Below are 23,478 nucleotides of genomic sequence, written 5' to 3' on the forward strand. Positions count from 1 at the left end.
GCGTCGGCCCCGACGAGGGGTCGGCGTGACGCGGGCCACTCCCACCCGGCACAATGAAACCGAATCTCGTTCTACTCAAGGAGAGCGCCAATGGGCACGGGCCCCCTGCACGGAATCCGCGTCGTCGAGTTCACCGGGATCGGCCCCGCACCCATGGCCGGGATGCTCCTGGCCGACCTGGGTGCGAGCGTCATCCGCCTCGACCGCCCCGCGGCCGCCGACGCCATGAACGACGGCGCGCCCGGACCCCACATGAGCGAGGGGCGCACCGTCATGGCCGCCGACCTCAAGTCCGAGGAGGGCATGGAACTCGCCCGCGACCTCGTCTCCCGCGCCGACGTCCTCCTCGAGGGGTTCCGGCCCGGGGTCATGGAACGCCGCGGACTGGGCCCCGAGGACGCCCTCGAACTCAACCCGCGCCTGGTCTACGCACGTGTGACCGGCTGGGGTCAGGACGGCCCGCTCGCCCACACCGCCGGCCACGACATGAACTACGTGTCCCTCAACGGCGCCCTCCACTCGATCGGCCGCGCCGGCGAGGCCCCGGTGCCCCCGATCAACCTGCTGGGCGACTTCGCGGGCGGGACCATGTTCGTGGTCACCGGCGTGCTCAGCGCCCTCGTGGAACGTCAGACCTCCGGGCGCGGGCAGGTCGTGGACGCCGCCATGGTCGACGGCAGTTCGCTCCTGCTCTCGATGATGCTCGAGGACCGCCACCGGGGCGGCTGGAGCGACGAGCGCGGTACGAACTACCTCGACACCGGCGCCCCCTGGTACGACGTCTACGAGTGCGCCGACGGCCGCCACGTGTCGGTGGGCTGCATCGAGCCGCAGTTCTACGCCGCGTTCCTTGAGGGCACCGGGCTCGCCGGCGAGGACCTGCCCGGCCAGTGGGACCGCGAGTCCTGGCCGGCCCTGCGCGCCCGGTTCGCCGAGGTCCTGCGCACGCGCACCCGCGACGAGTGGGCGGAGGTCTTCGACGGCACCGACGCCTGTGTGATGCCGGTCCTCTCCCCCGGCGAGGCCCCCGACCACCCGCACGTGGCGGCCCGCGGCAGCCTCACCCGCGGGGAGGACGGCAGGATCGTCCCCGGCCCCGCGCCCCGGTTCGACCGCACGCCCGGGCAGGTCACGCGGGCCACGCCTCAGCCCGACACCTCCCGGGTCCTGAAGGAATGGGGCATCGACGGGGCCTGAATCGACCCGGTCTGATCGGCCCGGCCCCGAAAACGCCGCTTTCCCCCGTACGAGGGGGCCCGATCACTATCGTGAGCCGCTGAAAACGCCGCGCACGAGGGGGTCAGGGCCATGTCGGAGGGGCGACGGACCACGGCGGGGACGGTCGGCCCGCGGGCCGTGCGCCCCCTCCTGCTGCTGTTGTCGGCGCTGCTGCTCCTGGGCGCGGCCCCGGCGGCAGCGGCGCCGTCCGAGCCGGCCCCGGACCCCGACGCCACCGCCACCCGCGAGGGTCCGGTGGTGATCGTGGGGGTCCCGGGTCTGCTGTGGTCCGACGTCTCCCCCGACACCACCCCGCACCTGTGGGAGATGGCGGGCGAGGCCTCCATCGGCAACGTCTCCATCCGCAGCGCGACCTCCCGGACCTGCCCCACCGACGGGTGGCTGACCGTCTCGGCCGGGCAGCGCGCGGTCGCCAAACGCGCTGAGTTCACCGTGTGCGAGCCGGCGCCCACCCCGCGGAGCAGCGGGTCCGGCGCGTTCGTGCCCGGCTTCGACACGTTCATGGCCGACAACCGGGACTCGGAGTTCGCCGCCCCCGTCGGCCTCCTGGGGCAGAGCGTGCGCGAGGCCGGCGGCACGACCCTGGCGGTGGGCCCGGGCGCCGCCCTGGGCGCGGCCGACGGCCGGGGACACGTCGACCACTACCTGTCCGACCCGGCCGACCTGACCGCCGACCGCCTCGACGGGGTCTCCCTGGCCGCGGTGGAACTGGCCGAGCTCACCAGCCTCCACCCGGACCCCGCCCGGGCCTCCGCCGTCTCCGAGGGCGCCGAGCCCGCCGAACCCGATCGCGACGAGGTACCCGAGCGCGACCGCGAGGAAGCGCTGCGGGTCGTCGACGACCGGATGCGCGCGCTCCTGGACGTGCTGCCCGAGGGCTCGGCCCTGAACGTGGTCGGGGTGTCCATGGACACCGGACCGTCCGAGCTCACCGTCGGCATGAGCGCCGAGACCACCGCCGAGGGCCTGAACGGCGACGCCGGATACCTGGCCTCGGAGTCCACGCGCCGCCCCGGGCTGGTGGTGCTGACCGACACCACGCCCTCGGCCCTGGCCGAGCTCGGCCTGCAGCAGACCGCGCCGACCAGCGGGCGCGCCTGGCACACGACCGAACGCCCCGACACCACGGGGGGCGCGGTCGGGGAGCTCGAGGACTTCAACACCGCGGCCGTGGTCGTGGGCGCCGCCGTCCCCGGGTTCTTCACCGGGCTGGTCGCGTTCCAGCTGCTCACCTACGCCGCGGCCGCCTTCGCGCTCAGCCGGTTCTCGGGCCGGCGCCCCGGCGAGCGCGGCAAACGCGCGCTGGTGCTGTCGGTGACCCGGGTCGTGGCGCTTGCGGCCGCGGCGTTCCCGGTGGCGAGTTACCTGGCCAACCTGGTCCCGTGGTGGGCCTCGGCGACACCCCTGGCGGCGCTGCTGGTGTGTGTACTGGCGGCGGACGCGCTCGTGGTGGGCGCGGCGCTGCTGGGGCCGTGGCGGCACAGCGTCCTCGGCCCGATGACGGTGGTGGCCGGGTCGACCGCCGCGGTGCTGCTGATCGACATCTGCCTGGGCGCGAACCTGCAGATGAACTCGCCGGTGGGGTACTCCCCGATCGTCGCGGGACGGTTCTACGGGATCGGCAACATCGCCTTCGCGGCCTTCGCGACCGGGATGCTCATGGCGGTCGCCGGGATCGCGCACGAGCTGATCCGCAGAGGCATGCGCACGCTCGCTGTGTGGGTCGGCCTGGCCGTGGGGGCCACCTCGGTGGCCGTCATCGGCTGGCCGGGGCTGGGCACCGACTTCGGAGGGGTGATCGCGCTCGTCCCGGGTGTGGCGGTCACGGTCATGATGATCGCCGGGGCGCGCATCACCGTGCCGCGGGTGGCCGGCGCGGTGGCGCTCGCGCTGGGTTCGATCGCCCTGCTGGCCTGGTGGGACCTCCTGCGTCCGGTGAACGAGCGCAGCCACTTCGGGGCGTTCGCGGCGCAGGTGGCGGACGGGGACGCGGTCACGGTGCTCACCCGCAAGCTCACCTCGATGCTGGGCACGCTCGGCAACTGGCAGCTGACCCTGCTGGCCGGGTGTGCGCTGGTCTTCCTGTTCCTGGTGCTCCGGCGGCCCACGAACTGGCGTATAGGCGCACTGCAGCGGGCCTACGAGGACGCGCCGATGCTCCGGGCGGGGCTCACGGGTTCGCTCGTGTGTGCCCTGGTGGGGTTCGCGGCCAACGACTCGGGTGTGGCCATCCCGGCGATCGCGTTGACGGTGGCGGTCCCGCTGACGCTGTCGGCGTGTGTGTGGGCGCTGCAGGGGCGCGAGGAGGAGGCCGCCGAGGGTTCCGTTCCGATCGCCGACACGACACGGGCATGAACGACGTCACACCGAGTAGGGCACGGAGAAACGCGCGAGCACGACCATGCGTCACTCACGTCACGAAACGGCCACAGGGCTGTGGTACAGTCCGGGGCTGGACGGCCCTCTTGGCGACAAGCAAGGTACCCAGTACCATCCGAGAGCGGCCGATGACCCACCATCCCCGGATCCCGCACGGAACGGCCCCCGCCGTCCGTTCGGAACCTCCATCTGGCCGTGGAAGGGGAATGCCCGCCCCCACGGGAGGGTTCTGGGTTCTGAAAGAGGCAGCGAGCCGACCGGCCCCGCGCACACCGCGGACCGACCGCCCGCCCGGACCCCGGCGGAACTTCCGCCGGAGATCGATCGTTCGACGAGCAGCCGTGCTTTCCCAGACAGACCAGGAGACGACAGCGTTCCGTCCCCGACCCCGGCCCGGGGCACCACGCGAGGAACCAGATGAACCGACAGCTTGGCCTTCCCGGTAACACTCCGAAAGCAGTGGCCGACACGAACACCTGGAACGGTGTTCTCCCGGCCGCGTCGACCCATCGGGCACGTCCCGAACTCGCCGGAGTCGCAATGCCCGACCTGACCATCTCCTCCACCCTGCATTCGGCCGGGCGTGTCCTGGCGCTGAACGGGGAGATCGACATGGCCACCGAGAACCGCTTCCAGGAGGCGGTCACCGAAGCTCTGACGACCCAGCCGCACGGCCGGGTCGTGCTCGACTGCACGGAGCTGCGGTTCATCGACTCCAGCGGCCTGCGGGTCCTCATCCGGGCGCACAAGACCGCCAAGGAGCAGCAGGCGCTCCTGGCCGTGGCCGCGCCCGTCCACCGGGTGATGCAGACGCTGCGCGTGACCTCGCTGGACACCCGCATCCCGGTCTTCGGCACCGTGACCGAGGCGCTCACGGCCCCCAACTCCCAGTAGGGCCCCGCCGGCACAGGACGGACGGCCGGCCCGGTACCCCACCGGCCGCCCGGCACCGCTACTGGAGCAGCAACAGCCACACGCCCAGACCGGTCACACCGATGTTGACCAGGGCGAAGACGACCACCCACAGCGTGCCCGGCATACCCGTGAGCCGGGCCAGCTGGTCCGCGTCGGAATGGGGCGAGGGCTGGCGCATGCGCTGCGACTGCAGCTCGAAGACCGGGCGCACGCCGGCGAAGAGCAGGAACCAGATGAAGACGTAGGCGAACGCCGCCTGCACCTCCGGTTCGGTGTACCAGCTCACGCCGAAGACCACCGCACCCGTCGCGACGATCGACACCACGCCGTAGACGTTGCGGATCATCACCAGCATCAGCGCCAACAGCACGATGCTCAGCCACAGCAGCGCCGTGATCCGGTCGGCCATGAGCATGAGGATGCCGAGCAGGCCCACCACGGAGGGCGCGACGTACCCGGCGAACACCGTCAGGATCATGCCCGGGCCGGTCGGCTTGCCGCGGGAGACCGTCACCCCCGAGGTGTCGGAGTGCAAGCGGATCCCGGTGAGCTGGCGGCCGCTCAGCAGGGCCACGAGCGCGTGCCCGCCCTCGTGCGCGATGGTGACGACGTTGCGGCCCACACGCCAGGTCGGGCCGAGCACGACCGCCAGCAGCGCCACCACCGCGGCGCCGACGACGATCCACCGCTCCGGCTCGGGTTGGACCGTGAGGACCTCTTGCCACACGTCACCGAAGGTTGTTCCCACCACTGCTCCCTGAGTCGACAGACGGGCGGGCCCGACCGCGGCGCTCACGGCTCAGGGGGGAGCCGCGGGGCGCGGGCCCTCGCCGAACTGTAGGACATCTCGGAGATCTGCGTGTGACCGGAACTTTCCGGAAGAGGTGTGCCCCGTCAGACCCGGTTCTCGGCCTCGGCGACCTCGCGCAGGCGCAGCAGGGTCTGCTCGATCGCCTCAGCGTTCTTGCGGGGGAACCCGGTCAGCACGTAGAAGAACGACGGGCCGCGGGAGTAGTCGAAGGTCTCCCGGACCCGGGTGCCGCCGTCCGGGAGCTCGCCGAGCTCGTAACCCCAGCGCTGCGGGCCCGTGGTCTTCCAGACCAGGCGCCGCCCCTCCTCGAACTCCACGACCTCGTTGCTCATCCGGTACGGGACGCCGTACATACGCATGTCCACCCCGAACCGGACACCGGGCGCCAGGCGTTCGGGGCCGAAGGTCGGGCCGCCCACGGAGCCGGACCCGTCGATCTCGGAGTGGCGGGCGGGGCGGGCGATGATGTCGAAGACCACCGAGGCGGGGGCGTCGACGTCGATGGTGCGGGAAACCTTGTGCGTGGCCATGAGCCCATCCTGCCTCACGGCCGGACGGTGTGGCGTTCGGCTCCGGCGAGTGCGCCGCCGTCCGCGGACACGTGCAGCACCCACAGCGAGCCCTTGCGCAGGCCCAGCTGCTGGGTGACGGGCGCGCCCAGGCGTTCCAGGGCCTCGGCCATGAGATGGGGCACGAGTTCGCCGTGGGTGCACACGACCACGGGTTCGCACCGGTCGAGCAGCGCGGCGAAGGCGGCGCGGGCCTCGCCGATGTCGTAGGACCGCCCCGTCGGCCGCACGGTCAGGGCGCGCTCGGTGTACATGGGAGCGTCGCACTCGACCGTGTAGGGCAGCAGCGACTCCGTGCAGCGCGCGGCGGCCGAGGAGACCGCGTCCGGCCTCCCGTAGGGGGACAGCAGCCGCGGCAGGGCGAGGGCGTCGGCGCGGCCCTGTTCGTCGAGGGGGCGCAGGAGGTCGTTGCCGCTCCACCCGCGTTTGTCCCCGGCCGACATGTGGCGCACGAGCACCACCGGGAACGTGCGGGCCGGGCCGGCGCGGAAGTTGTCGAGCACACGGACGTCGTGGTCGTAGGTGATGCGCGTGCGGGCCTCCTCCAGGGGCACCCACTCGACCAGGTCGATCTCGTCGTCGGGTCTGCGGTCGAGCTCCGCGCGGGGGTCGGCGGGGGTCGCGGCCCACCACTCGACCTGCTTGGGCCAACCGTCCTTGAGGTAGCGCTGCGGCGGCAGGCGGCGGCCCAGGACCGGGGTCACACCGGTCTCCTCGGCGACCTCGCGCACGGAGCCCGTGATGATGTGCTCGCCGCCCTTGAGCTTGCCCTTGGGCAGCGTCCAGTCGCCGCGGTCGGGGCGGCGCACCAACACGACCTCGCGCCCGCCGCCGGGAGCCTCGCGCCACAGGACGGCCCCGCCGGCGCGGATCGGTTCGAGGTACCCGCCCACCGCGGTCTCGCGCGGCGGGAAGGCACTGGTCACGCGGATGCCGTCGGGGGTGCTGTGCTCGTCCTTCACGCGTGCTCCACCACCCGGAACCGGCGGTCCCCGCGCAGGGCGTCCTGCAGGTCGACCAGGCGCCGGCCCTGGTCGTCGCGTGTGTGCCGGGTCCAGGAACCGTCGGGCTCCAGGTGCCACGAGGTCGTGCCGTCGTCCATCGCGAAGTCCATGAGCCCGATGAGCCGCCGCCGCTGTTCACCGTCGGAGACCCGGATGAGCGCCTCCACACGCCGGTCGAGGTTGCGCGGCATGAGGTCGGCGCTGCCGATCCACACCTCGGGGTCACCGCCGCCCTCGAAGACGAACACCCGGGAGTGCTCCAGGAACCTCCCGAGGATGCTGCGCACCCTGATCCGGTCGGACAGCCCCGGCACCCCGGCCCTGAGCACGCAGCTGCCGCGCACCCACAGGTCGACGTCGACGCCGGCCTGCGAGGCGCGGTAGAGCGCGTCGATGATCTCCTCGTCGACGAGCGAGTTCACCTTGATGCGGATGCGCGCGGGCCGTCCGGCAAGGGCGTGCTCGATCTCCCCGCCGATGCGCTGCATGAGGCCCTCGCGCAGGGCGGCGGGAGCGACCATCAGCCGGCGGTAGTGCCTTTTTCGGGAGAACCCGGTGAGGCTGTTGAAGAGGTCGCTGACGTCCTGCCCGACCTCGGACGCGGCGCTGAACAGCCCGAGGTCCTCGTAGATGCGTGCGGTCGCCGGGTTGTAGTTGCCGGTGCCGACGTGGCAGTAGCGGCGCAGGACCCCGTCGTCGTCCTTGCGGATGACCATGGAGAGCTTGCAGTGGGTCTTGAGTCCGACGACGCCGTAGACGACGTGGCACCCGGCGCCCTCGAGCTTGCGGGCCCACTCGATGTTGTTCTGTTCGTCGAAGCGCGCCTTGACCTCGACGAGCACCACGACCTCCTTGCCGGCGCGGGCGGCGTCGATGAGCGACTCGACGACGGGCGAGTCGCCGCTGGTGCGGTAGAGCGTCTGTTTGACCGCGACGACGTCCGGGGCGGTGGCGGCCAGCGCCAGGAACCGTTCGGTGCTGGTGGCGAAGGACTCGTAGGGGTGGTGCACGAGGACCTCGCGTGCGCGGATCGCGGCGAACAGGTTCCCGGAGGTCAGGGCCTGCGGTTCGACCGGGACCATCGGCGGGTAGCGCAGTTCGGGCCGGTCGAGGTCGGCGATCTGCGCGAGCCCGGCCAGGTTGAGCGGTCCCGGGACGCGGTGGATCTCCTCCTCCTCGGCGCCGAGCTCGGCGGTGAGGATGCCCAGGACCTCGTCGCTGATGTCCTGCTCGACCTCCAGGCGCACGAGCGGGCCGAACCGGCGGCGCAGGAGCTCGTTCTCCAGGGAGTGCACGAGGTCGTCGGTCTCGTCCTCGTCGACCTCGAGGTCGGCGTTGCGGGTGACGCGGAAGGCGTGGTGCTCGACGATCTGCATGCCCTCGAACAGCTGCGGCAGGTGTGCGGCGATGACGTCCTCGACCGGCACGAACCGGCCGCCGCCCGCGGTGTCGAGCTCGATGAAGCGCGGCAGGGCGCTGGGCACCTTCACGCGGGCGAACATGCGCCGTTCGTCGCGCGGGTCGCGAACGGTGACGGCGAGGTTGAGCGAGCGCCCGGAGATGTAGGGGAACGGGTGCGCGGAGTCGACCGCGAACGGGGTGACCAGCGGGTAGACGGACCGGTGGAAGTACCCGTGCAGGAAATCGCGTTCGGGCTGGTCGAGCTCGTTCCAGCGCAGGATGCGGATGCCGACCTCGGCCAGGGCCGGGCCGACCGAGCGCACGAAGCAGGCCGCGTGCCGGAGCATGAGCTCGTGCGTGACCCCGGAGATGCGTTCGAGGAGGTCGCGCGGGTGGTGGCCGCTGGCGGAGGCGACGGAGAGCCCGGTGGCCTCGCGGCGCTTGAGCCCTGCGACGCGGACCATGAAGAACTCGTCGAGGTTGCTGGAGAAGATCGCCAGGAAGCGGGTGCGTTCCAGGAGGGGGATGTCCTCGTCCTCGGCGAGTTCGAGAACCCTCTGGTTGAACCGCAGCCACCCTTCCTCCCGGTCCATGAACCGGTCGGAGGGCAGTGTGTCGGTGACGGTCCGGGGTGCGGGGATCGATTCCGTGCTCACCGTGGCCAGACTCCCCCCGTTGCGGAACGTTCCGGTGACGCCCGTATGAGAAGAAGGCGACCGGAAAGCAACCTCTGCACTCATGACTCCCCAGTTCGACACATAAGCTGACGAACCGGGCAAATCAGACTACGAGGGTCCGCCTCCAACGCCGTGAAAAGCAGGCGGAAAGAAAATGCAAGCCGAAGAGGCCGGCCGTCACAGCGCGTCGACGATGCCGAAGGTCAGGTCCGGCGGCACCAGGACCATGAACACACCGACCCGCATGAACACGTTGAGCCAGAGGTTGCGGAAGCACGCCCACAGGTACCCGTAGAACAGCCCGGCCGCCGAGTAGGTCAGCATGGCCAGGCCGATGTCGTGGACCAGGTCGTCCCCGGGCAGCTGGGAGACCGCGTCGAAAGTCTGCACGAGCGCATAGGTGAGGGCGAAGGCCACGGAGGTCGACACGATCCCGCCCCAGCGCCCCATGAAATGCTCCAGGCGCGTCTGGAGCATGGCCCGGAAGAAGATCTCCTCACAGAGGGAGATGACGGTGAACGCCGCGAGGAACCCGATCAGGGCGATGCTCGGCGGCGGGTATCCGGTGTAGGGCACGAACAGCACCGTCATGAGCCCCAGGGACACCACGACGGGCAGCAGACCGCTCCACCGCCACGGTTCGCGCACCCTGAGGGCGATGCTGGGCATCTGTGCTCCGCGGCCGTCGGTGGTCACCCCGGAGCGGTCCAGGATCAGCACGGGCAGCGTGAACAGGAACAGCACCCGGCACACGAGCGAGACCGACATCGCCAGGTCGGCGCCGATCTCGGTCTCGAAGACGTCGAAGACCAGAGTCAGCACGACCATCGACAGCAGGAACGCCGCCAGCAGGGCCAGGAGGAACACCGTCTCGGAGCGGAGCGGGTGCCCCACGAACGCGCGCACGACCTGCGCGTCCAGGGCACGCCGATCGCCCAGCGCCCGCGCCAGGGCCCAGATCAGGACCCCGCCGATCAGCAGCGCGCCCCAAGAACCGAGATAGAACGGGAGACCGTCACCGAACACGTGCGCACGCAGTTCGGCGTGCAGTCCCACCGACAGCGCGACGAGTGCGATGGCGAGGGCGGTCCACGCCGGGAGCCCCCATCTTCGGACCGTGGTCACAAGTGTCCCCCCTGTCTCAGAACCCCCATTCTGCCTATGCAGCGACTAAACGCTGCTTAATCACCACCGCATGTCGCTTCGCGAAGAACTGGCCCCATCCACCCGCAGAAGCGAACAGAAACCACAGATCAGAAAAGAGCGAGCACAACGGAATGCAATGGACCGGGGCGGGAGGAAAAGAGCGGGGAAAGCCCCCGGACACGGAACGGCCACCGCGCGGTGCGCGGAGGCCGTGAGGACGGGGCGGGCCGGGGCCCGGGACCTCAGCCGTTCTCCAGGACGGACTTCAGGAAGGCCTGGGTCCGCTCGTGCTGGGGATCGTTGAAGATCTGGTCCGGGTGGCCCTCCTCGGCGATCCGGCCCTTGTCGAACATCAGCACCCGGTGCGAGACGTCACGTGCGAAGCTCATCTCGTGCGTCACGCACAGCATGGTGATGTCGGTGGTCTCGGCGACCTCGCGCAGGACGTCCAGGACACCGGCCACGAGCTCGGGGTCCAGAGCCGAAGTGACCTCGTCGAGGAGCAGGATCTCCGGCTGCATCGCCAGGGACCGGGCGATGGCCACACGCTGCTGCTGGCCGCCCGAGAGCTGGGTGGGGTGCGCGTCGACCTTGTCGCCCAGGCCGACCAGCTCCAGCAGCTCCTCGGCGCGGGCGTTGGCCTCGTCCCTGGGGGTGCCGAGGACGTGCACGGGGGCCTCGGTGACGTTCTTGCGCACCGTCATGTTCGGGAACAGGTTGAACTGCTGGAAGACCATCCCGAGGCGCTTGCGGCGGGCCCGCAGGTAGCTCTCGCTCGCCGGCGCGAAACCGGAACCCCGGGGCATGTGGCTGAACGGCTCGCCGCCGACCCAGACCATGCCCTCGGTGACCTTCTCCAGGGTCATGAGCAGGCGCAGGATCGTGGTCTTGCCGGAACCGCTGGGCCCGATGAGGGTGACCCGCTCACCGGGGGCGACACGGAAGTCCAGGTGGTCCAGGACGGTGAGGTCACCGAAGCGCTTGACCACCTGGTCGAACACGATCAGGTCCTCGCCCGCGACACCCTGGTGCAGGTCGTTGTCAGGGGTATCAGACGGCGACATAACGCTTCTCCAGTCGACGGATGATGATCGCGGAGGGGATGCTCACGACCAGGAACAGGAGGCCCACCAGGGTGTAGGCCTCCACGACCCGGAAGCTCTCGCTCCCGACCCGCTGGGCCTGGGTGAGCAGTTCCGTCACACCGATGGCGAAGAGCAGCGGTGTGTCCTTGAACATCGAGATCAGGTAGTTGCCCAGGGCCGGGATGACCTTGCGGATGGCCTGCGGGAGCACGATGGCGCCCCAGGTGCGGCTCGTGGGCAGGCTCAGCGCCCGTGCGGCCTCCCACTGGCCCTTGGCCACGCCCTCGATGCCGGAGCGGTAGACCTCGGCGGTGTAGGCCGCGTAGTGCACGCCCAGGACCACCACACCGACCGTGAAGGCCGAGATGTTGGCGGGCGTCAGCAGGAACACGAACACCACCTGGATGATCAGGGGTGTGGTCCGGATGAACTCCATGACGAAGTGCAGGACCCCGCCGATGATCGGCACCCGGCGCACGATCGCCACGAGCAGCCCCAGCGTCAGCGCGATGGAGTAGCCGATGAGCGTGAGCTGGACGGTGGTGAGGAGCCCGTTGAGCAGGTCGGGCATGGCCTCGAAGGTGAACTCGAAATCCCACATCTACTTCGCCACCCCCACCTGGGTCCCGACCGTCGGCGGCCGCAGCAGCGACAGGAGCCCGCCCCCGGCAGGGGCACGCCCCAGCTTCTGGTTGGCGCGGCGTTCGAGCAGTCTCATACCGAAGATCAGCACCTGTGCCAGCAGGTAGTAGAGGACGAAGGCGACGCCGAACGCCAGGAAGGTCTCACCGGTGGCCGAGCGGATCTGCTGCGCGACCGAGGTGAGGTCGACGATCCCGACGAGGTAGACGACCGCGGTGGCCTTCATGAGCTCGATGATCAGGTTGCCGAACGTGGGCAGCATCTGCGCCCAGGCCTGGGGCAGCACGACCAGGCGCACGCGCTGGAACCACGAAAAGTTCAGCGCGACGGTGGCCTCCACCTGGGCCTTGGGCACGGCGTTGATGGCCGCTCGCACGACCTCGGCACCGTAGGCGCCCACGTTGAGCCCCAGCGCGAGGATCGCGGCGAAGATCGGGTCCAGCTCGAAGCCGGTGAGGTCCGGGAACGCGAAGACGAACCAGAACATCACGACCAGCGCGGCGATCCCGCGGAAGGTCTCCACGTAGACCGTGGTGATGGCCCTGGCCCACCAGAAGCGCGTGGTCCCCAGGACGCCCACGACCATCGCTAAGACGAACGCGAGCGCGGCCCCGCCGACGGTGAGCTGGAGTGTGATCCAGGCACCGTCGACGTAGCGCGGTAGTTGTTGTTCGAGGAATTCCAAACCGGATCAGCCGCCCTCACCCGAGCACAGCTCTTCGGTGCTGGTGCCGTCGGGCAGGTCGTCCTCGGTGAAGCCCCATTCCTCGCCGAGCTCGAGCAGGCGGCCGCTCTCGGTGAACTCGGCGACCACGCGGTTGATCTCCTCGAGCAGCTCCGTGTCGCCCTGGCGGACGCACAGGCCGCCCCAGCCCTTCTCCTCGAACCCGTCCATGACGGGGAAGAAGGGCTCGGTGACGTCGAAGTCGTCCTCCTGCCCGCGCTCCTGGAGCAGGTAGTTGTGGGAGACCGCCAGCATGGAGACCGCGTCCACACGGCCGGCCTCCAGGTACTCGAAGCCGGTCGTCTGGTCGGGGATGAGCTCCATCTGGTCCTCGGACACACCGAAGTACTCGGCGTAGGTCTGCTCGACCGAGGCGTTGAGGACGGCCAGACGGACGTCCGAGTCGGCGGCGATGTCCTCGAAGGTCTGGATGCCGGTCGGGTTGCCCTTCTCGACGAGGAAGGCCTCCGGGGAGGTCGCCGTCGGCTCACTGAAGGCGACCTCCTCGCAGCGCTCCGGAGTGATGAACACACCGGCGGCGAGGATGTCGAACTGGTTGTTCTGCAGCCCCGGGATCAGGCCGTCCCAGCTGGTGGCGGTGGCGACGATCTCGGGGATGCCCAGCTCCTCGAACACGGCCTGGGCGACGGCGGGCGACTGCCCCGCGGGGTCACCGGAGTCGTCGACGAAGCCGAACGGGATCTCGTTGGCAAGGCCCACCCGGACGAACCCCTGCTCGCGCAGGTCGTCCAAGGAAGCACCTTCGTCGGCCCTGGAACACGACACGAGGGTGGGAGCGAGCGCCGCGGTGGCCAGGCCGACCCCGCCCAGACGGAAAGCATCCCGGCGTCCCCAGGCCCCACGGCTTCTCGCACGTACCTTCTTCTTCACGACTGCTCCTCAGAATCACTCGCGGGAGCGGTGCCACCGCCCTGGCAGAACGGGACGGCGGCGCCGCACATTCGGATGGTGGGACGCCTGGTGTGGGCGAACCGCGGCGTGGTGCCGGTCGACGTACGCCGTCGTCGGGGCAGGGCTCGGCGGCGCTGGTACGGGGTGTCCCTCCCCCGGCCCCGGACCCCGGTAACGACAGACATTTGCTCCGTTATGCACTGGTTATGCGGTTCCCACTATCGGGCGACAGGATCATTCTGCTGGCCAGGGCTGGTTACCTGTGCATTGTGACCCTGCGTCCCCCCTCTTGCCACCCAGGGAAGTATTTCCCCATTCGGTCCATTCTCGAACGCGGAATCATGATTTTCGGCAAAGGAGCGGTCACACGAAGATCACGCTTACTGCAATTGGTAGGACGAAGAAACGACCTGGAAACAACAAGAGCGGGGCCGAGGGTTTCCTCGGCCCCGCTCCCGGAGCTTTGCGCCCCGACGGGCGCGGCGTCCCCGACAGGTCGGGGACGTTCCCGACTAGGCGGGGGCGTTCCCGACTAGGCGGGGGCGTTCTCCGCGTCGTCCTCGACGACCAGCGGGTAGACGCCGTTCTCGTCGTGGACCTCGCGGCCGGTCACCGGCGGGTTGAACACGCACAGGACACGGAAGTCGGTCTTGGGGCGGACGGTGTGCTGCTCGTGACCGTTGAGCAGGTAGAGGGTGCCCGGGGTGATGATGTGCTTCTCCCCGGTCTCCTCGTTGGTCAGCTCGGCCTCACCCTCGATGCAGTGCACGAGCTCGATGTGGTTCGCGTACCAGAAGGTCGACTCGGTGCCCGCGTACAGGACGGTCTCGTGGAAGGAGAAGCCGACCTTGTCCTTGGCGAGGACGATCCGACGGCTGCGCCAGTTCTCCGTCTTGATGTCGGCGTCGGTGTCGTTGACCTCGTCCATGTTGCGAACGATCACTGCTGACTCCTCAATCGCGCTGCTGCGCCTCGTGCGTGGTGGTCGACACGGTGCGGGGCCGGTCGGCGGTCCCTGCGACCAGGATCCTCCGACCGACCCCGTTCCGTCAGTAGAAAGTGGGGGCCACGTGGGAAAAATTCCCGTGGCCCCCACGCCGGCCGGGGTACGGCCGGCAGAGGCTCAGAAGCCCCGTTGCGCGCTCTAGGCGGCCTTGCTCTGCTTGACCGCGGCGCGGGTCGCGTCGGCGATGATGTCGAGGCCCTGCGTGAGCTCGGCCTCGGTCGCGGTCAGCGGCGGGAGCAGCTTGAGGACCTCGTCCTCCGGGCCGGAGGTCTCGAGCAGCAGGCCGCGCTCGAAGGCCTCCGCGGAGACCTCGTTGGCCAGCTCGGTCTGCTCGAAGGCCAGACCGCGGGCCAGGCCGCGGCCGCGCACGTGCGCGCCGGTCTCGGGGTGCTCGGCGGCGATCTCCTGCAGACGCGCCGCGACGAGTTCGCCCTTGGCCTTGACGGCCTCGGAGAAGGAGTCGTCGCTCCAGTAACGGCGCAGGCTCTCGGTACCGGTCACCATCGCGGGGTTGAAGCCGCGGAAGGTGCCGTTGTGCTCGCCCGGGCCCCACACGTCGTGCTCGCGCTTGAACAGCGTGAGCGCCATCGGCAGGCCGTAACCGCTGATGGACTTGGACAGCGTGACGATGTCGGGCACGATGCCGGCCTCTTCGAAGGAGAAGAAGTTGCCGGTACGGCCGCAGCCCATCTGGATGTCGTCGGCGATCAGGAGGATGCCGTACTCCTTGCAGAGGTCGGCGAGCCCCCGCAGCCACTCGGCGCTGGCCGCGTTGATGCCGCCCTCGCCCTGCACGGTCTCGACGATCACGGCGGCGGGGGCGTCCAGGCCCGAGCCGCTGTCCTCGAGGAGGGTGCGGAGCCAGAGGAAGTCGGGGGTCTGCCCGTCGAGGTAGTTGTCGAAGGGCATCGTGGCGACGTGGTCGAGCGGAACGCCCGCACCGCCGCGCTTCATCGAGTTACCGGTCACCGCGAGGGCGCCCAGGGTCATGCCGTGGAAGCCGTTGGTGAAGTTGATGATCGTCTGGCGGCCCGTGATCTTGCGGGCCAGCTTCAGGGCAGCCTCGACGGCGTTGTTGCCCGCGGGGCCGGGGAACTGGACCTTGTAGTCCAGCCCCCTGGGTTTGAGGATGATCTCCTCGAAGGTTTTCAGGAACTCGCGTTTGGACGAGCTGTACGCGTCCAGGCTGTGCACGATCCTGTCGTCGGTCAGATAGTCGATGAGGTGGCTCTTCAGCTCCGGGTTGTTGTGCCCGTAGTTGAGGGAGCCGGCCCCGGCGAAGAAGTCGAGGTAGGGCTTGCCGCTCTCGTCGTAGACGTGGCTTCCGAGGGCCTTGTCGAAAACGACAGGCCAGCTCCGGCAGTATCCGCGGACTTCGGACTCGAGGCGCTGGAAGGTCTCCATCGTGTGTTCCTTGGTTCCTTTCCCCAAGTTCGTGGGCTCATGGCTTGGACGACGGGGCGGTTCAGGATCGGTCGATCCGGTGCGGATGGTCAGTCACGCTTCTTGACTCGGACGGGCCCCGAGGGGTCCGATACGGACGAGGTCCTCGGGCTCGTGCGGGGTTCCGTCCTGCGGGAAGTGTTCGGTCCCGAAGAGGGGGCTCCACACGGCCTCGGCGCCGCGGTCCCTTGCGAAGGAGCCGAAGAGCGCCCGTGAAGCCGTGTTGTCCGGCGTCACGGTCGCCTCGAGGTAGCGCAGGCCCTGATCGGCGATCGCGTCGCCGATGAAGTCGAGCATCCGGCGGGCCAGCCGCTGTCCGCGGTACGCGGAGTCGACGGCGACCTGCCAGAGGAAATACGTGTCCGGGCTGTCGGGGCGCACGAAACCGGTGACGTAGGCGGCCACCCGGCCGTCGTCGTCGCGGGCGACGACACTGGAACGGGCGAAGTCGCGGCACCAGAGCGTGTAGGAGTACGGGGAATTCACGTCCATCCCCGTCTCACCCGCCAGCCGCCACATGTGCGGCCCGTCCTCCGGGGACGGGTGCGACAGTTGCACACCTCCCAGGCCCGCGGCCTGTGTGGCCTCAGAGCCTGTGGCCCCGTTGTCGGTCCGGTCGCGTGCATGGAGGTCAGTTCGTTGATGTGGCACGTCGATCGAACTTAGCGAACGATCCTCAAGAGAGTTTCAGACCGCAAGCGCCTACATGTTTGGGCGGTTCAAAACTGGGGAGGACTAGCCTATTTGGTAGCTCTTCGGGTTCACCCTCGGTGCACCGGGGCCACCGCGACGGAGGGTCAACGGCGCAGCTCATCCCCCACTCACCAGGGGCTCCGGACTCTCTCACGAGGGGGCGTTCGCCCCGCGGACGGCACCGAGTGTCACGCCGCGACGACAACCGCCACGGTCAAACATAGAGCTTCATGGCGGCAGATTAAGCGTGCGTTAAGTCACATCAATTCGGTGGAAACCTCGAGACATAACGGGCCCAACGCTTGCAGCGTACATCACACGCCGGTAACGGCGCAGGGGTTCCGCACGCAAAATCCCCCGTCACACAGGGGTTCCACCCTCCGCCCGTGCCCCTCGCCCGGGGGCGCCCCCATGCCTCCCGGATCCCCCGAAACCACCGGGACCAGCACCGAAGGTCCTTGCCCTCGCTCCGACTTTCGAGCAGACTCCGTGTAGTACGACCTCATGTAGTACTACACTTGGTCGCGTCGCACGGACGGCCCCGAGACCCGTCCGGCGGCCACAACTCTTCTCTGCGCCCGCCGTGGGTCCCCCGCACGGGCCAGGATCAGCACGACGGATCGGAGGCGCCCGTGAACCGCCTGTACCACGAGAGCGAGGACTGGGTCCTGCAGGGCAACTGCCGCTCCTACGACCCCGAGATCTTCTTTCCCGTCAGCAGCACCGGCATCGGGCAGGCCGACACAGAACAGGCCGTCGCCGTCTGCCGCAGTTGTACTGTTCGCCAAGAGTGCCTGCGGTGGGCCCTGCGAGCCGGAGAGGCGCACGGCGTCTGGGGTGGCACCACCCCCGAGGAACGCCGCTACATGCGGCTCGAACTCGCCCCGGCCAGCTGAGACGACGGCACGGGCCGCCGGACACGAGGCCGTCCGGCGGCCCCCGCTCTGTCCCCGCGAGGGGACCGTCCCTGTGAGGACGGCCCTTGCGGGCGTACAGGGCTTTGCCTAGGTTCGATCCCGTGCGACCCGCTCATGGCACGCTCCACGCGCTGCGCACCGCCTTCCTGGCCGGTGCGTCCACCGGGCTGGCCTACGGCGGGCACAACCTCTGGGCGCCCGAACCGGCCTCGTCCGCCGGGTTCTTCGCCGCGACCGCGTTCCTCTTCCCCGTCCTGCTGTTCTTCACCCGCAGGATGCGCGGGATGGGCGACATCTTCGCGGTCATGGCCGCCGCCCAGGTCGGCATCCACCTGATCCTGCAGGGCTCGGGCGGCGCCGCACACAAACTCCTCGACGCCGGCGCCGACCACAGCGGCCACGGCCTGCTCACGCACGTCCTCGGGTTCGCCCCCGGGATGCTGTTCGCACACCTGTGGGCCGCGCTCCTGGCCGCCGCACTGCTCGCGCACGGCGAGGCCGCGCTGTGGGCCCTGGCGTCCCTGCTCTCACGGTGGCTCCCACAGGGCCTGCGCGCCCGTGTCCCGGTCGTGCACCGGGCCGCCGTCCGTCCCCTCCACCGGGACGTCCCAGCTCTCTCAACGGTCGACCTCTCCACGCACGGACCACGCGGGCCTCCCGGTTCGGCCGCTTTCCGTGCCGAACCGGAGCGCACCGACGCGCTCCGGACGTGAGACGACCCTGAGAGAAGGAAGATGACCACCCCGAACACCACGGCCCGCGCGGCCGCCCTGGCCCTTGCCCCGTTCACCGCGGCCGCACTCGTCCTCGCCCCGGCCCCGGCGCTGGCGCACGACGTGCTCATCTCGTCCTCGCCCGAGGACGGCGAGAGCCTGGACACCGTGCCCGAGGAGGTCGTGCTGACCTTCAACAACAACCCCCTGGAGACCGGCGACGGCAACGCGATCGCCGTGACCGGGCCGGACGAGGAGACCACCTACGAGACCGGCGGGCTCGAGTTCGACGGTGCCGACGTCACCACCGAGCTCGAACCGCTCGACGAGGCCGGCGACTACACGATCGGGTACCGGATCGTCTCCTCCGACGGCCACCCGATCCAGGAGACCCTGACCTTCTCCGTCTCCGAGGAGGCCGTGGCCGCGGCCGCGCCCGAGGAGGACGAGGACGCCCAGGAGGACGACGCCGCCGAGGAGGAAGCGGCCGAGGAGAACGCGGACGACGCCGCGGAGGAGACCGGTGCCGAGGAGGCCGCCGACGAGGGCGGGATCTCCGGCACGACCGTCGCGGTCATCGTCGTCGCCGCGGTCGTGGTCCTGGCCGCGGTGATCCTGATCGCCGTGCGCATGCGCAAGAGCACCCAGTAGGCGCACACGTCCCCTGAGGACACGGACACAGCACAGGGCCCGGTTCCCCTCCGCGGGGGCCGGGCCCTGTCATGTGTGCTGGGTGCGCGCGGTGCGTGTCCGCGGGGGCTCAGACGCGGCGCGCGAGCATGATGCTGATGTTGTCCTTGCCGCCGCCCTCCATGGCGGCCTGCCACAGCGCGTGCACGGCGGCCTCGTCGCTGCCGGCCTCGGCCATCATGCGTTCCATCTCCTCGGTGGAGACCAGGTCGGAGAGGCCGTCGCTGCACATCAGCCAGGTGCTGGGGTCAGGGGCCTCGTCCCGGCCCACGTGGGGGACCATCGTGCCGCCGGAGCTGCCGCCCAGGGACTGGGTGATGAAGTTCGTGGTGACGGGACGGCCGTCCTCGGACGGGGGCAGAGCCGGGGAGTCGTCCTCGCTCAGCTGGCGCAGCCGCCCGCCCTCGATGCGGTAGGTGCGGGAGTCGCCGACGTTGAACCAGAAGTTGCCGTCGCCGTTGAGGAGCACGCCCGCGACCGTGGTCCCCATCCCGGAGAACTCGGTGTGCTGCTTGGCGTGGTCCTTGATCTCCTCGTCGATGTTGCCGAGGATCTGGGCGATGTGGTCCGGGCCCTCCAAGCGGGCCCCCACCTCGGCCATGCGGTGCACGGCGTGCTCGGACGCTATCTCCCCGGCCGCCTGGCCCCCGATGCCGTCGGCCACCGCGAGGATCACGGGTTCACCGACGGGGAGGACGCAGCGGACCGGCGCGGTCATGTTCGCGCCGGCGACGGTGAGAGCGCCCATGACGATGGCGTCCTCGTTGGCAGGGCGGACCGCGCCCCGGTGCGTGAGGGCGGTGACAATGACTTCCCCACCAGCGACACCCATACGCCCTTCCTCCGTTTCGTCGGCCGTGGCCGGTTGCCCGGCACGTGGCGCCGGACCATTGGTCGAGTCCCGTTCAACGTCTGGATTCTGCAACCGTACCGAGCTACCGCCGGAGTCGGTCAAAATCCGCGTACATCATGGCGGAAAACACCCGGATACGCAGTTCCCGCCCGGCATTCCGCGCCCGGAAATGCAACGGCGGGAGACCGGCCGAACGCCGCACGCCCGATCCGACAGTAACGGTGCGCAGCGCATCCCGGCAGGGGACCTCCGCCCCTGCGCCCGCGTACGCGCCCCGACCGGCCCGGACCGGGTTACGGACAGCCCCGAAGAGGGGTTCGGGGCGAACGGGCGCACAGCGTCACGTTGTCCCCCTCGGGGAGCCATGGCAGAATGGCATGCGTTGGGTGTCTAAGACGCAGACACACACGACCGGTCCCCGGCCGCGCCACCGCGCGCGTGCCCCGCGGGCCTCCTCTCTCTCGACGGTCGTCTGGTGTGATCTCGCATGCGTCTGCCCTTCCCTCCTCCTTCTCTCTCCTCAGCGGAACCGCACGTGTGCCCTGCCTGCGCACGTTCCGGTCCCGTGCACACGCTCCCGCCCCCGCACGTGCGCATGCACGGCCGGGCGGCACCGTGTTCGCCTTCCCCGTGACCGTCGGCCGAGCCCCGGACACGCACGCGTCCGGCACGCCGACAGCCCACTCGCCACGCGGATCCCGTCTCCCCGCTCCGGGATCCCCGGGCGGCAACCGATGCAGGACACCGACCCCGATCGTGTCCAAGGAGTCATTCCAGTGAAGATCGCCCTGATCGCCGAACACGCCAACCCCCTGCCCGCCCACCGGGGTGAGCCGGCGTGCCCGGCCAGCCTGCACGCGTGCGCACTCTCGCGGCAGCTGGCCAAGCGCGGCCACCGGGTCACCGTCTACGCCCGCCGCAGCGACCCCGACCAGCCCACCGGGCGCACCCGCATGGCGCGCGGTGTCTCGGTCACCTACCTGGACGCCGGACCCTCCCGTGTCCTGCAGGCCGACGAGCAGGCCCAGCACACCGGAGAGTTCGGCACCGCACTTGCCGGGGCCCTGGACGAGGACACCCCGGACGTCCTGCACGCCGTCGGGTGGACCAGCGGCCTGGCCGCGCTGCACGCCCAGGCACACAGCGACCGGGACCAGAGCGGTATCCCGCTCGTGCAGACCTTCCACTCCCTCAACGCGAGCGAGCAGCGCGCCGGGCTGCCCGAACAGCCCGAGCGGGTGCGCATGGAGGCGGTCCTGGCCTCGCGCGCCGACCACGTCATCGTGGGCTCCACCGACCAGCAGGGCGAGCTCGCACGCCTGCGGGTGCCCCGCCACCACGTGAGCGTCGTGCCCTTCGGTGTGGACCCCGACCACTTCACGGTCGAGGGCGGTGCGGCCACCGAACCCTGGAACACCCGCCGCGAGGAGCGCACCCGGCTCGTGTCGGTCACCGCGCTGCACGAGGCCGGGGGCGCCGAGCGGCTCGTGGAGGCCGTGGCGCACATGCCCGAGACCGAACTGCTGCTGGTCTCCAACGCCGAGGACCGCGACGTCGCCCTGGACTCCGACGCCCGCCGGCTCGAGATCCTCGCCAAGGAGCTCGGGGTCGACGACCGGGTTCACCTGACCGGCCCGGTGGAGCGCAAGGAGGTGCCGCGCCTGCTGCGTTCGGCCGACCTCTACGTCTCCGCGGCCTCCTACGACCCCTACGGCGGCGGGGTCCTGGAGGCCATGGCGTGCGGTCTGCCCGTCGTGGCGACCGCGACCGGCGCCGTGCCCGAGGCGGTGCTGCACCGCACCAGCGGGGTCCTCATGCGGTTCGGCCGCCCGGAGGAGGTCGTGCGCGCGGTGCGGACCGTGCTCAACACCCCCACCATGAGCACCGCCTACGGGATCGCCGCGGTCGACCGCGCCCGTTCCCGTTTCCCTTGGTCGCGCATCGCCATCGAGACGGAGCTCGCCTACGAGCGCGCCCGCCCCTCGGACTCGAACACCGCGGACGAGGACGACGACTCCGACGACCTGGCCCTTTCCGGCTCGCTCCACTGACATGGACGGCTCGCTCCACCGACAAGGTCCGCCCTCCCGCGCCGAGGCACGGGAGGGACGGCCCTTTCGGGGTACATCCGGGACACGGGTGCCCGGACCGGGGTGCCCGGACGCCGGAGACGAAGCCACGACCATGACCTTCACGCACCAGGCCCTGTTGTTCGCCCGCGATCAACGGTTCCGCTCGGTGGCCGGCGGACGGTTGCGCGCCGCCGTCGCCTCGGGCCGGCCCGCCGTGCTCGCGGTCGCGCCGCACCGTTCCGCGCTCCTGCTCGACTCCCTGCCGCCCGTGGTGGCCCGGAGCGTCCAGGTCATGGACCGGGAGACCCTCTACGACGCCCCCGGCCGGATGCTGGCCGCCCTGCACCGCACGGCGCTCACGCACGCGCCCTCACGGGTGACCGTCGTGGCCGAACCCCCGCCCGTGCGGGGCCCGGCCCCGGCCGCGCAGGAGTGGCAGCGCCTGGAGGCGGTCCTGGCCACCGCACTGGAGGACACCGCCCTGGACCTGCTGTGCGTGCACGACACCCGCACGCTGGACCCGGGGACCCTGGCGGCCGTGCACGCCACCCACCCCGTCCTGATCGGGGAACACGGGGCCGCGGCCAACCACGCCTACCTCGGCCCGGCCGCGCACTCGCAGCGCCCGGCCGTGCCCGAACCCCTCCCGGTCGCCGGCGCGGTGCACCGCGCGGAGATCGGGCAGTCCCTGCCGCGCCTGCGCCGCGACCTCACGGACCTGGGCGCGGCCCTGCGGCTGCCCGCGGCCCAGGTCGACGGGCTCGTGGTGGCGGTCAACGAACTCGCCGCCAACGTGCTGGAACACGGTGCGGGCAAGGGCGGGGTCGCGCTGTGGCGCTCCCACGACAGGTGGGTGTGCGAGGTCTTCGACGAGGCCGGGCTGCTCACCGACCCGCTGGCCGGCTACCGTCCGGCCGACGGGGTGCGGCCCCGCGGGTACGGGCTGTGGATCACCCGGCAGACCTGCGACTACGTGGAGATCTGCGGGGACGCCGACGGCACGCTCGTACGTCTGCACTTCCTCGACCGCGCCGAGGACCCGCCGGCCCGCGCGGCCGAGCGGCTCACGCCCTGAGCAGGGTCACCGCCTCGTCCACGGACCCCTCCACGGGGATGATCTGGTCGATACCGGAGATGACGAAGAGCCGGTGGACCTGTTGCTGGGGTTCGGCGGTGCGCAGGCCCACGCCGAGGTCGCGCGCCTGCCGGTAGGCGGCCACGAGGACCCCGATGCAGCGGGAGTCGCAGAAGCTCACCTTGGCGAGGTCGACGACGACCCCCTTCACCGGCTGCTCCCCCAGGAGCCCGTCGATGACGTCGGCGAGCGCCGGTGAGGCCACCGCGTCCATCTCCCCGACAGGAACGACCACGGCGATGTCACCCTCGTGGCGGATCGAGATGTCTGACGTCACGCTCGGTTCTCCTTGTCGAGAAGACGGCCCCCGTAGGGCCTGCTTGGCGGACACCCAGTTACCTGCTGCGCGACGCCCCAGCGGCACTCTCGCTGCGTTCTCATCAGTCGACGGCGTGGCCGCCGACTCCTTCTTCGGCTTTGCGATAGCACCACCGGCTGCGCCGCTCGCGACG

22 protein-coding genes are annotated in these 23,478 nt (G+C 70.5%); 8 read left to right on the plus strand and 14 right to left on the minus strand.

Going from position 1 to position 23,478, the window contains the following annotated elements; translation table 11 throughout:
- The first annotated feature begins 90 nt into the window (after positions 1 to 90).
- The 3 genes from IDM40_RS16440 (at position 91) to IDM40_RS16450 (ending at position 4,512) form a co-directional block, all read left to right on the plus strand.
- Positions 91 to 1,197, plus strand: coding sequence for a CaiB/BaiF CoA transferase family protein (locus tag IDM40_RS16440; protein ID WP_193122895.1), 1,107 nt, complete (start codon positions 91 to 93; stop codon positions 1,195 to 1,197).
- 111 nt (positions 1,198 to 1,308) lie between these two features.
- A complete protein-coding gene (locus IDM40_RS16445) occupies positions 1,309 to 3,594 on the plus strand; it encodes a hypothetical protein (RefSeq protein WP_235997675.1) in 2,286 nt (761 codons plus the stop codon).
- Positions 3,595 to 4,158: 564 nt separating this feature from the next.
- Positions 4,159 to 4,512 (plus strand): STAS domain-containing protein, encoded by a 354-nt coding sequence (locus IDM40_RS16450; RefSeq protein ID WP_193122896.1) that lies wholly within the window; start codon positions 4,159 to 4,161, stop codon positions 4,510 to 4,512.
- A 58-nt stretch (positions 4,513 to 4,570) separates the two neighbouring features.
- Here the strand turns inward: IDM40_RS16450 and IDM40_RS16455 are convergent, their stop codons facing one another.
- The 12 genes from IDM40_RS16455 to ectA form a co-directional block, all read right to left on the minus strand.
- Positions 4,571 to 5,281 (minus strand): M50 family metallopeptidase, encoded by a 711-nt coding sequence (locus IDM40_RS16455; protein ID WP_193122897.1) that lies wholly within the window; start codon positions 5,279 to 5,281, stop codon positions 4,571 to 4,573.
- A gap of 146 nt (positions 5,282 to 5,427) precedes the next feature.
- Positions 5,428 to 5,874 (minus strand): SRPBCC family protein, encoded by a 447-nt coding sequence (locus tag IDM40_RS16460; RefSeq protein ID WP_193122898.1) that lies wholly within the window; start codon positions 5,872 to 5,874, stop codon positions 5,428 to 5,430.
- A 14-nt stretch (positions 5,875 to 5,888) separates the two neighbouring features.
- Positions 5,889 to 6,875: an NUDIX hydrolase gene (locus tag IDM40_RS16465; protein WP_193122899.1), complete on the minus strand. Its 987-nt coding sequence runs from the start codon at positions 6,873 to 6,875 to the stop codon at positions 5,889 to 5,891.
- Positions 6,872 to 8,929 carry an RNA degradosome polyphosphate kinase gene (locus tag IDM40_RS16470; protein WP_235997682.1) on the minus strand — a complete coding sequence of 686 codons (2,058 nt, stop codon included), beginning with the start codon at positions 8,927 to 8,929 and terminating at the stop codon, positions 6,872 to 6,874. Before IDM40_RS16470 ends, IDM40_RS16465 begins: the two co-directional genes overlap by 4 nt.
- 243 nt (positions 8,930 to 9,172) lie before the next feature.
- Positions 9,173 to 10,120 carry a CPBP family intramembrane glutamic endopeptidase gene (locus IDM40_RS16475; RefSeq protein ID WP_193122901.1) on the minus strand — a complete coding sequence of 316 codons (948 nt, stop codon included), beginning with the start codon at positions 10,118 to 10,120 and terminating at the stop codon, positions 9,173 to 9,175.
- A 263-nt stretch (positions 10,121 to 10,383) separates the two neighbouring features.
- Entirely contained in the window at positions 10,384 to 11,205 is an 822-nt protein-coding gene (gene ehuA / locus IDM40_RS16480; protein ID WP_193122902.1) for an ectoine/hydroxyectoine ABC transporter ATP-binding protein EhuA, read from the minus strand.
- Positions 11,192 to 11,827 (minus strand): ectoine/hydroxyectoine ABC transporter permease subunit EhuD, encoded by a 636-nt coding sequence (gene ehuD, locus IDM40_RS16485; RefSeq protein WP_193122903.1) that lies wholly within the window; start codon positions 11,825 to 11,827, stop codon positions 11,192 to 11,194. The genes ehuA and ehuD overlap by 14 nt, the downstream gene beginning before the upstream one ends.
- Entirely contained in the window at positions 11,828 to 12,553 is a 726-nt protein-coding gene (gene ehuC / locus IDM40_RS16490) for an ectoine/hydroxyectoine ABC transporter permease subunit EhuC (protein WP_193122904.1), read from the minus strand.
- 6 nt (positions 12,554 to 12,559) lie between these two features.
- Positions 12,560 to 13,423: an ectoine/hydroxyectoine ABC transporter substrate-binding protein EhuB gene (gene ehuB / locus IDM40_RS16495; protein WP_216630925.1), complete on the minus strand. Its 864-nt coding sequence runs from the start codon at positions 13,421 to 13,423 to the stop codon at positions 12,560 to 12,562.
- Between the two features lie 613 nt (positions 13,424 to 14,036).
- The gene (locus IDM40_RS16500) at positions 14,037 to 14,447 is read right to left on the minus strand and encodes an ectoine synthase (RefSeq protein ID WP_193122906.1); all 411 of its coding nucleotides are present in this window, start codon (positions 14,445 to 14,447) and stop codon (positions 14,037 to 14,039) included.
- Positions 14,448 to 14,648: 201 nt separating this feature from the next.
- Positions 14,649 to 15,914: a diaminobutyrate--2-oxoglutarate transaminase gene (gene ectB, locus IDM40_RS16505; RefSeq protein ID WP_193122907.1), complete on the minus strand. Its 1,266-nt coding sequence runs from the start codon at positions 15,912 to 15,914 to the stop codon at positions 14,649 to 14,651.
- Between the two features lie 93 nt (positions 15,915 to 16,007).
- Positions 16,008 to 16,511: a diaminobutyrate acetyltransferase gene (gene ectA / locus IDM40_RS16510; RefSeq protein ID WP_193122908.1), complete on the minus strand. Its 504-nt coding sequence runs from the start codon at positions 16,509 to 16,511 to the stop codon at positions 16,008 to 16,010.
- Between the two features lie 767 nt (positions 16,512 to 17,278).
- Between ectA and IDM40_RS16515 the strand changes: the two genes are divergently transcribed.
- The 3 genes from IDM40_RS16515 (at position 17,279) to IDM40_RS16525 (ending at position 18,927) form a co-directional block, all read left to right on the plus strand.
- On the plus strand, positions 17,279 to 17,542 hold the full coding sequence (locus IDM40_RS16515; protein WP_193122909.1) for a WhiB family transcriptional regulator: 264 nt from the start codon (positions 17,279 to 17,281) through the stop codon (positions 17,540 to 17,542).
- Between the two features lie 122 nt (positions 17,543 to 17,664).
- Positions 17,665 to 18,276: a copper resistance protein gene (locus IDM40_RS16520; RefSeq protein WP_193122910.1), complete on the plus strand. Its 612-nt coding sequence runs from the start codon at positions 17,665 to 17,667 to the stop codon at positions 18,274 to 18,276.
- A gap of 21 nt (positions 18,277 to 18,297) precedes the next feature.
- Positions 18,298 to 18,927 carry a copper resistance CopC family protein gene (locus IDM40_RS16525; protein ID WP_193122911.1) on the plus strand — a complete coding sequence of 210 codons (630 nt, stop codon included), beginning with the start codon at positions 18,298 to 18,300 and terminating at the stop codon, positions 18,925 to 18,927.
- Positions 18,928 to 19,036: 109 nt separating this feature from the next.
- On the opposite strand, the gene IDM40_RS16530 is transcribed toward IDM40_RS16525, so the two are convergent.
- Positions 19,037 to 19,798: a PP2C family protein-serine/threonine phosphatase gene (locus IDM40_RS16530; protein ID WP_193122912.1), complete on the minus strand. Its 762-nt coding sequence runs from the start codon at positions 19,796 to 19,798 to the stop codon at positions 19,037 to 19,039.
- Positions 19,799 to 20,595: 797 nt separating this feature from the next.
- On the opposite strand from IDM40_RS16530, the gene IDM40_RS16535 reads away from it, so the two are divergent.
- Together IDM40_RS16535 and IDM40_RS16540 are read left to right on the plus strand one after the other, a co-directional pair.
- Entirely contained in the window at positions 20,596 to 21,870 is a 1,275-nt protein-coding gene (locus tag IDM40_RS16535; protein WP_193122913.1) for a glycosyltransferase, read from the plus strand.
- 133 nt (positions 21,871 to 22,003) lie between these two features.
- On the plus strand, positions 22,004 to 22,966 hold the full coding sequence (locus IDM40_RS16540) for an anti-sigma factor RsbA family regulatory protein (protein WP_193122914.1): 963 nt from the start codon (positions 22,004 to 22,006) through the stop codon (positions 22,964 to 22,966).
- Here the strand turns inward: IDM40_RS16540 and IDM40_RS16545 are convergent.
- A complete protein-coding gene (locus IDM40_RS16545; protein WP_193122915.1) occupies positions 22,956 to 23,303 on the minus strand; it encodes an STAS domain-containing protein in 348 nt (115 codons plus the stop codon). The two genes, IDM40_RS16540 and IDM40_RS16545, sit on opposite strands and share 11 nt — an antisense overlap.
- Positions 23,304 to 23,478 lie beyond the last annotated feature (175 nt).

This window comes from Nocardiopsis coralli (assembly GCF_014892575.1).
GTDB lineage: Bacteria > Actinomycetota > Actinomycetes > Streptosporangiales > Streptosporangiaceae > Nocardiopsis > Nocardiopsis coralli.

Coding starts and splice junctions, on each gene's coding strand:
- IDM40_RS16440 (WP_193122895.1), top strand. CDS start 91: ATGGGCACGGGCCCCCTGCACGGAATCCGCGTCGTCGAGTTCACCGGG.
- IDM40_RS16445 (WP_235997675.1), top strand. CDS start 1,309: ATGTCGGAGGGGCGACGGACCACGGCGGGGACGGTCGGCCCGCGGGCC.
- IDM40_RS16450 (WP_193122896.1), top strand. CDS start 4,159: ATGCCCGACCTGACCATCTCCTCCACCCTGCATTCGGCCGGGCGTGTC.
- IDM40_RS16460 (WP_193122898.1), bottom strand. CDS start 5,874: ATGGCCACGCACAAGGTTTCCCGCACCATCGACGTCGACGCCCCCGCC.
- ehuA (WP_193122902.1), bottom strand. CDS start 11,205: ATGTCGCCGTCTGATACCCCTGACAACGACCTGCACCAGGGTGTCGCG.
- ehuD (WP_193122903.1), bottom strand. CDS start 11,827: ATGTGGGATTTCGAGTTCACCTTCGAGGCCATGCCCGACCTGCTCAAC.
- ectB (WP_193122907.1), bottom strand. CDS start 15,914: ATGGAGACCTTCCAGCGCCTCGAGTCCGAAGTCCGCGGATACTGCCGG.
- IDM40_RS16525 (WP_193122911.1), top strand. CDS start 18,298: ATGACCACCCCGAACACCACGGCCCGCGCGGCCGCCCTGGCCCTTGCC.
- IDM40_RS16530 (WP_193122912.1), bottom strand. CDS start 19,798: ATGGGTGTCGCTGGTGGGGAAGTCATTGTCACCGCCCTCACGCACCGG.
- IDM40_RS16540 (WP_193122914.1), top strand. CDS start 22,004: ATGACCTTCACGCACCAGGCCCTGTTGTTCGCCCGCGATCAACGGTTC.